The sequence below is a fragment of the Streptomyces sp. NPDC001941 genome (assembly GCF_040296945.1).
In the GTDB taxonomy this organism is placed as follows: domain Bacteria; phylum Actinomycetota; class Actinomycetes; order Streptomycetales; family Streptomycetaceae; genus Streptomyces.
Map to the genome: position 1 here is coordinate 16,694 of NZ_JBEOYE010000033.1, position 11,237 is coordinate 27,930.

The 11,237-nt window shown below is 72.4% G+C and carries 1 protein-coding gene; it reads right to left on the reverse strand.

Going from position 1 to position 11,237, the window contains the following annotated elements; genetic code table 11:
• Positions 1 to 101: 101 nt before the first annotated feature.
• Positions 102 to 11,045, reverse strand: coding sequence for a type I polyketide synthase (locus ABT160_RS22285; RefSeq protein WP_502984282.1), 10,944 nt, complete (start codon positions 11,043 to 11,045; stop codon positions 102 to 104).
• Positions 11,046 to 11,237 lie beyond the last annotated feature (192 nt).

Below are 11,237 nucleotides of genomic sequence, written 5' to 3' on the forward strand. Positions count from 1 at the left end.
GGCGCGTTCGGCGTGGAGCTCCTTCTCGGTCTCGACGAGCGCGCCGGCCGTACGCCGGAGATAGGCCTCGAGCTTCTCGAGCTTCTCGACTTCGGACGCGCTCATTCGCTCACTCCAAGCTTGCGATCCAGGAACTGAAGGAGGTCGTCGGTGCTGCCGGTGTCGATCCCGGCGTCGGGCTCCGGTGCTTCCTCCACCGGGGCCGCGCTCCTGGCGAGGCCGTCGCGCAGGGCGAGCAGGCCGGTGGCGAGCCCGGGCTCGGCCAGCTGGGCGGGGGTGGCGGTGCGCAGGAGTTCGACGAGGCTGTCGATCTGGTTCTTCGTGACGCCCGGTCCGCTCCGGGCCGCGCCACCGGACCCGATGGCGAGCTTGTCGAGGAGCAGGGCCGCGACGGCGGCGGGCGTGGGATGGTCGAAGGCGAGCGTGGAGGGCAGCGGGACGCCGGTCTCCGCGGAGAGGCGGCGCCGCAGCTCCACCGCCATCAGCGAGTCCATGCCCAGCTCCTTGAGGACCTGTTCGGGTCCGATGCCGCCCGCCCCGGAGAGGCCGAGGACGGTCGCGGCCTCGCGCTGGACCAGCTGGGCGACGTGCGGCAGGCGCTCGTCCTCCGGCAGGGCGAGCAGGTGCTCGCGCAGGCCCGAGGGTGTGCCGCCGGACTCGCCGGCCCGGCGGCGCGGGGCGCGCAGCAGGTCGCGGAGGAGTACGGGGACGTCACCGCCGTTGTCGAACTCCCTCTGGAGCGAGGTGAGTTCGAGCTTGACCGGCACCAGGTGCGGGTGCGGGAGGCCGAGCGCGGCGTCGAGGGCCGCCAGCCCCTGGCGCGCGCTGAGCGCACCGATGCCGCGCCGCCGCATGCGGGCCAGCTCGGCCCGGCCGAGACCCGCGGTGAGCCCGACCCCCGCCTGCTGCCACAGGCCCCAGGAGAGGCTGGCGGCGGGCAGGCCGTGCGCGCGCCGGTGGGCGGCGAGCGCGTCGAGGAAGGCATTGGCGGCCGCGTAGTTGGACTGGCCGGCACCTCCCAGGACACCGGCGGCGGAGGAGTACAGGACGAAGGCCGCGAGGCCGAGGTCACGGGTGAGTTCGTGCAGGTGCAGGGCGCCGGAGACCTTCGGCGCGAGGACCCCGGCCAGCCGGTCGGCGTCCTGGGAGGCGAGCAGCCCGTCGTCCAGGACGCCCGCCAGGTGGAAGACGCCGGTCCAGGGGTGGGCGGCGTCGGCGGTGGCCAGGACGGTGGCGACGTCGTCGCGGCGGCTGACGTCGCAGGCGACGACCTGGACGCTCTCGGCCCCGGCCTCGCCCAGTTCGGCCGCCAGTTCGGCGGCGCCGGGGGACTCCAGGCCGCGCCGCGAGGTCAGGACCAGGTGCCGTACGCCGTACGCACGAACCAGGTGCCCGGCCAGCGACCGGCCCAGCTCACCCGTACCGCCCGTGATGAGCACGGTGCCGTCGGGGGCGAGGGGGGCGGCCACAGCAGCCGCGGCAGCGGAACCCGCCGCCGTTGAGGTACCGGCCGCCGGTGAAGTACCGGTGTCCGATGCGGTACCGGCCGCCGGCGGGGCGGCCTCGTTCGTCGTCCTCACGAGCCGGGCGGTACGGACCTCGCCGCCCCGGATCGCGATCTCCGGCTCGCCGGCCATGGCGATCGCCCGGGGCAGCAGCGCGTCGTCGGCGCTCCCCTCCCCGAGGTCGATCAGGCGGATCGCGCGCTCGGCGTACTCGTTGCGCGCCGAGCGGAGCAGGCCCCACAGCGGGGCGCGGGCCAGGTCGCGGACGTCGCCGTCCACGGCCACGGCCACGGCCGAGCGCGTGATCCACACCAGCTCCGTCGACCCAAGACGTGGTTCGTCGAGCAGTCGTCGCAGCGTCAGCAGCGCGGAAGCGGTCAGCTCCTGCGCGGCACCAGCGATGTCAGCACCGTCCGTGCGCGCCGCACCCGCGGCCGTCGCGTCGACGGCAAGTCGAACGGGCGCCGCCCGCCCGTCATCGAGGTGGGCAAGGACAGCATCCACATCAGCCACATGGCCGGCCTCCAGGATTTCGGACACCCCGGTGTCGTCACCGAGGATCCAGATGCCGTCGGCCGCGGCCTCCTCCGTCTGCGGGAGGCGCGGCGTCCGGAAGTCGACGCGGTAGAGGTGGTCCACGGACTCGCCCGCCCTGACCTGCTCGGCGGTCGCCTCGCGGATGGCGAGGCCCTCCACCCGCGCGACCGGCCTCCCGCCCGGATCCGCCACCTGGATGCGGGCGTTGGTTCCGGTGTCGTCGAGTTCGACGCGTACGCGGAGTTCGGTGGCCCCGGACGCGTACAGCTCCACGCCCGTCCACTCGAAGGGCAGGAACACCTGGGTGTCCTGGCCCTCCCCCGACTCCCGTACGCCCATGAGGGTGTGCAGCGCGGCGTCGAGCAGGGCGGGGTGGACGCCGAAGCCGTCGGTCTTCAGCGACTCGGGGACACGGACGGTGCCGTACGCGGTGCTGCCCTTGCGCCACAGCTCGGCCAGGCCCTGGAACGCGGGACCGTACGACAGGCCGCGCGCCTCGAACGCCTCGTAGAAGCCGTCGAGTGCGACCCGCTCGGCACCGGCGGGCGGCCACTGGGCGGCGAGGTCCGTGAACAGCGCCTCGTCGGGCGCGGCGACCACGTCCGACAGCTCGCCCGTGGCGTGCTGCCGCCAGGTGTCGTGACCGCCCTGGTCGGGACGGCTGTGGACGGTGAGCGCGCGAAGCCCCTCGGCGGTGGGTGCGCCCACGTGGATCTGGAGGCGCAGAGGGGTGTCCTCGGTGAGGACGAGGGGTTCGAGGAGGGTGAGTTCGTGGACCTGCTCGGCACCGGTGTGGTGCGCGGCGGCCAGGGCCAGGTCGAGGAGGCCGGTACCGGGGACCAGGACGGTCCCGAACGCGGCGTGCTCGGCCAGCCACGGCTGCTCGGCGAGCGAGAGGCGCCCGGTGAGGACGTGCCCCTCGCCGTCCGCCAGCTCGGTGGCGGCACCCAGCCAGGGGTGCTCGGACACGTCGAGCCCGAGCTGCCCGGCGTTGCCGGACGACTTGGGGGTGTCGAGCCAGTAGTGCTCGCGCTGGAAGGCGTAGGTGGGCAGGGCCGGTACGAGTACGTCGGCGGTGGCACCGAGGACCTTGTCCCAGACGATGACGTGGCCCTGGGTGTGCAGGAGGCCCAGGTTGCGGAGGATCTGGTCCTGGGAACCCTGGTTGCGGGCGAGGGAACCGACGACGATGCCACCGCGATCCGCACTGCCGTCGGTCAGGGGCATGGACAGGACCGGGTGCGCGGAGATCTCGACGAAAACCGTGTGGTTGTCCGTCAGGAGCTTGTCCAAGGCACGGTCGAAACGGACAGGCGCGCGCAGGTTGCGGCACCAGTACGAGCCGTCCAGGTCGGTACCGTTCGCGATCTCACCCGTCACGGTGGAGTAGAACGCGATGTCCGTGGCGGCCGGGGTGATGGAGGTGAAGTTCTCCGCGAGGGCGGGGAGCAGCGGGTCCATCTGGGCGTTGTGGGACGCGTAATCGACATTGATCTTCCGCGCGTACACGTCCTGCTCTTGCAGGCGGCTGACCAGCTCGTCCAGCTCGGCCGCCAGGCCCGAGATCACCGTCGAGCCCGCCGTGTTCACGGCGGCGACGGACAGGGCTTCGCCGTAGGGGGCGATGAACTCCTCGACCTGGGCAATCGGACGCTCGATCAGCGCCATACCGCCCTGGCCAGCCAGCGCGAGAACGGCCTGCGAACGCTGGGCGACGATCTGCGAGCCCTGCTCCAAAGAGAGAGCACCGCTCACCACACCAGCAACCACTTCACCCTGCGAGTGACCGACAACGGCAGCGGGCTCCACACCCAACGACCGCCAGTGCGCGGACAGTGCAACACCCATCGCGAACAACGCAGGCTGCACGACATCCACGCGATCGAACGGCGGGTGATCCCCCTCCTCCCCCAGCAACACCTCACGCACCGACCACCCGGTGAACGGCCTCAACGCCGCATCACAGGCATCCACAGCAGCGGCGAACACCGGGCTGGAAGCCAGCAACTGCGCACCCATCCCCACCCACTGCGAACCCTGACCGGGGTAGACGAACACCACCTTCCCGCGCTCGCGCGCCGTCCCCGTCACCAGTGCGTCGTGCGCACCGCCCTCGGAGAGCGCCGCCAGTGCCTCACGCAGCTCGCCGATTCCGGCGGTCGCCACGCTGGCGCGGTGTTCGAAGTGCGTACGGTGCAGTGCCGCCGTCGCGGCGACATCGGCCAGTCGTACGTCACGTCCCGACGACAGCCACTGCGCCCAGCGCCCGGCCTGCTCGCGCAGCGCCTCCTCGGTCTGGCCCGACAGCACCACCGGCAGCGGTCCTTCGACGGACTCCGTCGCCGCCGGTGCCGGGGCGGCGGGCGGCTCCTCGACGATCACGTGCGCGTTCGTCCCGCTCAACCCGAACGACGACACACCCGCACGCCGCACCCGACCCTCACCACGGACCCAGGCACGCGCCTCGCCCAGCAACTCAAGACCACTGCCCTCCCACTGGACGTGCGGGCTGGGCTCGTCCACGTACAGCGTCTTGGGCAGGACCTCGTGCTGGAGGGCGAGGACCATCTTCATCACGCCGACGACGCCGGCCGCAGCCTGCGCGTGCCCGATGTTCGACTTCGACGAGCCCAAGTACAGCGGCCGGTCGGCCGCCCGCTCGGGACCGAACACCTCGGCCAGCGCGCCCGCCTCGATCGGGTCCCCCAGCGAAGTACCCGTGCCGTGCGCCTCGACGGCGTCGATGTCCGACGGCGTCAAGCGGGCGGTGGCGAGGGCGTCCTGGACGACGCGCTGCTGGGACGGGCCGTTGGGGGCGGTGAGGCCCTGGCTGCGACCGTCCTGGTTCACCGCCGAACCCCGGATCACGGCAAGGACGTCGTCCCCGTCGCGCTCCGCCTCCGACAGGCGCTTCATGACCAGGACGCCGACGCCCTCGGCCCAGCCGGCCCCGTCGGCCTGGGCCGAGAAGGACTTGCAGCGCCCGTCCGGGGCCATGCCCTTGAGGCGGCTGAACTCCACGAAGAGTGCGGGGGAGTTCATGACGGTGACGCCGCCGACGAGCGCGAGCTCGCACTCGCCCTGGCGCAGGGCCGACGCCGCGAGGTGCATCGCGACCAGCGAGGAGGAGCAGGCCGTGTCGACCGTGACCGCGGGGCCCTGGAGGCCCAGGGTGTACGAGACGCGGCCCGAGACCACGCTCGACGCGTAGCCCGTGCTGGTGTACCCGTCGAGCGCGTCCAGGTCGTGGCCCATGTGGCCGTAGTCGGAGGTCATCGCGCCGAGGTAGACGCCGGTCCGGCTCTCGCTCAGCGAGTCCGGGCGCACGCCCGCGCGCTCCAGGGCCTCCCACGACGTCTCCAGTACGAGGCGCTGCTGCGGGTCCATCGACACCGCCTCGCGCGGCGAGATCCCGAAGAACGGGGCGTCGAATCCCTCGATCCCGTCGATGAACCCGCCCTCGCGGGCGTAGCTCTTGCCGACCGCCTCCGGGTCCGGGTCGTACACACCGAGCCCGTCCCAGCGGGACGGCAGCGGGCCGACGGCGTCGCCGCCGGAGGACAGCAGCTCCCAGAACGCCTCGGGGGTGTCGATCCCGCCGGGCAGGCGGCAGGCCATCGAGATGATGGCGATCGGGTCGTCGGAGACCGCCGTCCCACCCTTGCGGGCGCGGCGCGCGTTGCCGTTCTTGCCGTTCTTCGTGGTGGCGGAAGGCGCGAGCTTGTCCAGGAGGAGCGAGGCGATGGCGGTCGGCGTCGGGTAGTCGAACGCGAGCGTCGAAGGCAGCGCCAGACCCGTCTCCGAGGACAGCCGGCGGCGCAGCTCGACGGCCATCAGCGAGTCGATGCCGAGGTCCTTCAGGACCTGGTCCTTGCCGATGGCGTCGGCGGAGGCCATCCCGAGGACCGTGGCCGCCTCACGCTGTACGACCCGCACCAGCGAACCGAGGCGCTCCCCCTCCGGCAGGGCGGACAGCTGGTCGACCAGGGAGTCCGCGGTCGCGGTGGTCGACTGCGCGGCCTTGCGCGAGGTGCGGACCAGGGTGCGGTACAGCGCGGGCAGGGGCGTCCCGTCGTTCGTGGCCCGCTGGAGGGCGGTGAGGTCGAGGCGTACGGGGACGTGGTGCGGGGCCGCGTGCCCGAGCGCCGCGTCCAGGGCCTTCAGCGCCTGGGCGTGGGTGAGGGCGGTGATGCCCTTGCGCTGCAGCCGGGCGAGGTCGGCGTCGTGGAGGGTGGCGGTGAGCCCGGTGCCGGTCTGCTGCCAGAGGCCCCAGGACAGGCTGGTCGCGGGGAGGCCCTGCGCGCGCCGGTGGGCGGCGAGGGCGTCGAGGTAGGCGTTGGCGGCCGCGTAGTTCGACTGCCCGGCACCACCCAGGACACCGGCGGCGGACGAGAAGAGTACGAACGCGCCCAGATCCAGGCCCAGTTCGAGGCTCAGCTCGTGCAGATGGGTCGCGCCCTGCGCCTTCGGACCCCACACGTGCGCCAGACGCTCACGCGTCTGCGACGTCACCAGACCGTCGTCGAGGGTCGCCGCCAGGTGGAACACACCCGTCCACGGCCGCGCACTCGACGTCAGCAACGCACGGAGCGCGTCACGGTCGGTGGTGTCACACGCCTCGATACGAACCGACTCCGCACCCGCTTCAGTGAGGGTGGAAATGAGGTCGTCGGCGCCCGGAGCGTCCATGCCCCGACGGGACGTCAGAACCAGGTGACGTACCTGGTGCGTACGGACCAGATGGGTGGCCAGAGCCGTCCCCAGCTCACCCGTACCACCGGTCACCAGGACCACGCCCTCCGGCGCGAACGCCGGCGCCTCGGCAGCGGACGAGGTAGCCGTACGCGTCAGCCGCGCGACCCGCACCTCTCCCCCGCGTACCACCGCGTCCGGCTCGCCGACCGCCAGGAACGGGACCTCCGACGTGGCGTCGACGTCGACCAGACGCAGATCGCGCTCCGGGAACTCGGCGCGCACCGCGCGCACCAGGCCCCACAGCGGCGCGTGCGCGAGATCGGTGACACCGTCCCCGGCGTCCACCGCACCCCGCGTCACCCACTGCACGGCCGTACGCTCAAGCCGCGGCTCGGCCAGCAGCGCCTGAACGAGGTCGAGGGCGGCGGCGGTCGTCTCGAACGCCTCCCCGCCCTCCCCCGTCGCGTCCACGACGAGCAGGTCGGGTGCCTCGGTCCCCTCGTCCAGCCGGGCGACGAGACCTTCGGCCCGGGCGATGCTCTCGGCGTTCAGCGCGCGGGCCAGGTCGCCCGTACCGCCGAGCACCCAGACCTCGCCGTCCACGTCCTCCAGCAGCCCGGCGGCGGGCTGGTGGACGACCTGGTAGAGGTGTTCGGCGGTCGCCGAGGCGGCGGCGCGCAACTGCTCGGGCTGCGCCTGGCGCAGCTGGAGGCCCCGGGCATGCAGCACGGGCCGGCCCGCGCCGTCGACCGCCCACAGCCGCAGGCTCTCCTGGCCGTCGTCGAGTTCGAGGCGTACGCGGACTTCGGTGGCCCCGGAGGCGTACAGCTCCACGCCCGTCCACTCGAACGGCAGCAGCACCGACGCACCGGCGTCGCGCTGCACCACGGCCATGGTGTGCAGCGCGGCGTCGAGCAGTGCCGGGTGCACGCCGAACTCCCCCGCCGTGAGCGGCTGGGGCAGCCGGATGGTTCCGTACGCGGTGCTGCCCTTGCGCCACAGCTCGGACAGGCCCTGGAAGGCCGGTCCGTAGGACAGGCCACGCGCCTCGAACGCCTCGTAGAAGCCGTCGAGTGCGGCTTCCTCGACGCCGGCCGGGGGCCACTGCGCCGCCAGCTCCGCGAAGGCCGAGCCGGAGGCGGCAGGGTCCGGGTGGGAAGCCGGTTCGGAGAGCGTCCCCATGGCGTGCTGACGCCACGGAGCGTCCTCGGGAGCCTCGTCCGAACGGCTGTAGAGGGCCAGCGGGCGCTGCCCGTCGGCCGCCGCCGCACCGACGACGACCTGGAGGCGCACGGGGGTGTCCTCGGTGAGGACGAGGGGTTCGAGGAGGGTGAGTTCGTGGACCTGCTCGGCACCGGTGTGGTGCGCGGCGGCCAGGGCCAGGTCCAGGAGGCCGGTACCGGGGACGAGGACCGTCCCGAAGGCGGCGTGCTCGGCCAGCCACGGCTGTTCGGCGAGCGACAGACGCCCGGTGAAGAGGTAGCCGTCGTCCGCGGCCGTCCCGGTGACGGCGCCGAGCCACGGGTGCTCGGAGGCCCGGAGGCCGACGGAACGGACGTCACCGGTGGGCGTGTTGGACTCGATCCAGAACCGCTCGCGCTGGAAGGCGTAGGTGGGCAGGGCCGGTACGAGTACGTCGGCGGTGGCGCCGAGCACCTTGTCCCAGGCGATGACGTGGCCCTGGGTGTGCAGGAGGCCCAGGTTGCGGAGGATCTGGGCCTGGGAACCCTGGTTGCGGGCAAGGGAACCGACGACGATGCCGCCACGGTCCGCACTGCCGTCGGTCAGGGGCATGGACAGGACCGGGTGCGCGGAGATCTCGACGAAAACCGTGTGGTTGTCCGTCAGGAGCTTGTCCAAGGCACGGTCGAAACGGACAGGCGCGCGCAGGTTGCGGCACCAGTACGAGCCGTCCAGGTCGGTACCGTTCGCGATCTCACCCGTCACGGTGGAGTAGAACGCGATGTCCGTCGCTGTCGGGGTGATGGAGGTGAAGTTCTCCGCGAGGGCGGGGAGCAGCGGGTCCATCTGGGCGTTGTGGGACGCGTAGTCCACGTTGATCTTCCGTGCGTACACGTCCTCGGCCTGAAGACGGCTGACCAGCTCGTCCAGCTCAGCAGCCAGGCCCGAGATCACCGTCGAACCGGCCGTGTTCACGGCCGCCACCGACAGCGCATCCCCGTACGGGGCGATGAACTCCTCCACCTGGGCAATCGGACGCTCGATCAGCGCCATACCGCCCTGACCAGCCAGAGCCAACACCGCCCGCGAACGCTGAGCGACGATCTGCGAGCCCTGCTCCAAAGAGAGAGCACCGCTCACCACACCAGCAACAACCTCGCCCTGCGAGTGACCGACGACGGCAGCAGGCTCGACCCCGAGGGACCGCCAGTGCGCCGACAGAGCGACACCCATCGCGAACAACGCAGGCTGCACCACATCCACCCGGTCGAACGGCGGGTGATCCCCCTCCTCCCCCAGCAACACCTCACGCACCGACCACCCCGTGAACGGCCTCAACGCCGCATCACACGCGTCAACCGCTTCCGCGAACACCGAGCTGCTGGACAGCAGCTCACGCCCCATCCCGACCCACTGCGAACCCTGGCCCGGATAGACGAACACCACCTTCCCGCGTCGCTCGGACCGCCCCGAGACCACAGCGTCGTGCGCCGCACCCTGGGCAACCGCCTCCAGCCCCTCCACCAGCCCAGCCAGGTCCGAGGCAACGACACTCGCCCGGTGCTCGAAGTGCGTACGGTGACGGGCCGCCGTCACCGCCACATCAGGCAGCCGTACGTCATCACGCCCCGACAGCCACTCCGCCCACCGCCCCGCCTGCTCCCGCAACGCCTCCCCGGTCTGCCCGGACACCACCACCGGCACCGGACCCGCGACGGCCGCCGCCTCCACCGGCGTCTCAACCACCGGCGGCTCCTCCACCACCACGTGCGCGTTCGTCCCGCTCAACCCGAACGACGACACACCCGCACGCCGCACCCGACCCTCACCACGGGCCCAGGCACGCGCCTCGCCGAGCAGTTCGAGGCCGCTGCCCTCCCACTCGACCAGTTCGCTCGGCTGCTCCGCGTGCAGTGTCTTCGGCAGGCTCTCGTGCTGGAGCGCGAGCACCATCTTCATCACGCCGATGACACCGGCCGCCGCCTGCGCGTGCCCGATGTTCGACTTCGACGAACCGAGCAGGACGGGGCGTTCCGGGGAGCGGCCCGGGCCGAAGACCTCGCCGAGGGCTCCCGCCTCGATCGGGTCGCCCAGGGAGGTGCCGGTGCCGTGGGCCTCGATGGCGTCGATGTCGGCCGGGGTGAGGCGGGAGGCTTCCAGAGCCTCCTGGATGACGCGCTGCTGGGACGGGCCGTTGGGGGCCGTGAGGCCCTGGCTGCGGCCGTCCTGGTTCACCGCCGAACCCCGGATCACCGCGAGGACCTGGTCCCCGTCACGCTGGGCGGCCGACAGGCGCTTCAGCACCAGCACGCCCGCGCCCTCGGACCATCCCGCACCGTCCGCGTCGGCCGAGAAGGACTTGCAGCGGCCGTCCGCCGCCATCCCCTTCAGACGGCTGAACTCCACGAACAGCGAGGGGTTGCTCATGACCGTCACACCGCCGGCCAGGGCCGTCTCGCACTCGTCCTGGCGCAGGGCCTGCACCGCGAGGTGCAGGGCGACCAGTGACGAGGAGCAGGCGGTGTCGACGGTGATCGCCGGGCCCTGGAGGCCCAGGGTGTACGAGACGCGGCCCGAGACCACGCTGGAGGCCTTGCCCGTGCTGACGTAACCGTCCAGGGCGTCCAGGTCGCGGCCCAGGTCGCCGTAGTCGGAGCTCATGGTGCCCAGGTAGACGCCCGTGCGACTGTCGGTCAGCGAGTCCGGGCGCACGCCCGCCCGCTCCAGGGCCTCCCACGACGTCTCCAGGACGAGCCGCTGCTGCGGGTCCATGGTGAGGGCCTCGCGCGGCGAGATGCCGAAGAACGAGGCGTCGAAGCCCTCGATCCCGTCGATGAACCCGCCCTCGCGCGCGTAGCTCTTGCCAACCGCCTCCGGGTCGGGGTCGTACACGCCCAGACCGTCCCAGCGGGACGGCAGCGGGCCGATCGCGTCACCGCCGGAGGACAGCAGGTCCCAGAACGCCTCGGGGGTGTCGATCCCGCCCGGCAGGCGGCACGCCATGGACACGACGGCGATCGGCTCCTGCTGACGCGCCTGACGTGCCTCGAGATCGGCCGCACGCTTCTGGAGCGCGCGGATCGCGGGCAGTGCGGCTTCCATCCGGTCCTGGTTTGACTTCGACACCATCGAGCCTCTCTGCGCGGCCACCGCGAGCGAACTGCACCCGGACGGAGAGGTGCCGGGACCCTGCCACCAAACCGGCCTTTACTTGAGCCGTGGTGGACGGCGACTGAACGATCACGCGACCCACCCGGCTGCGGCTTTCCCGTGCGCCTGTGCGTGTGCTCCGACGTACGCCTTCGCCTGCGCGTTCAC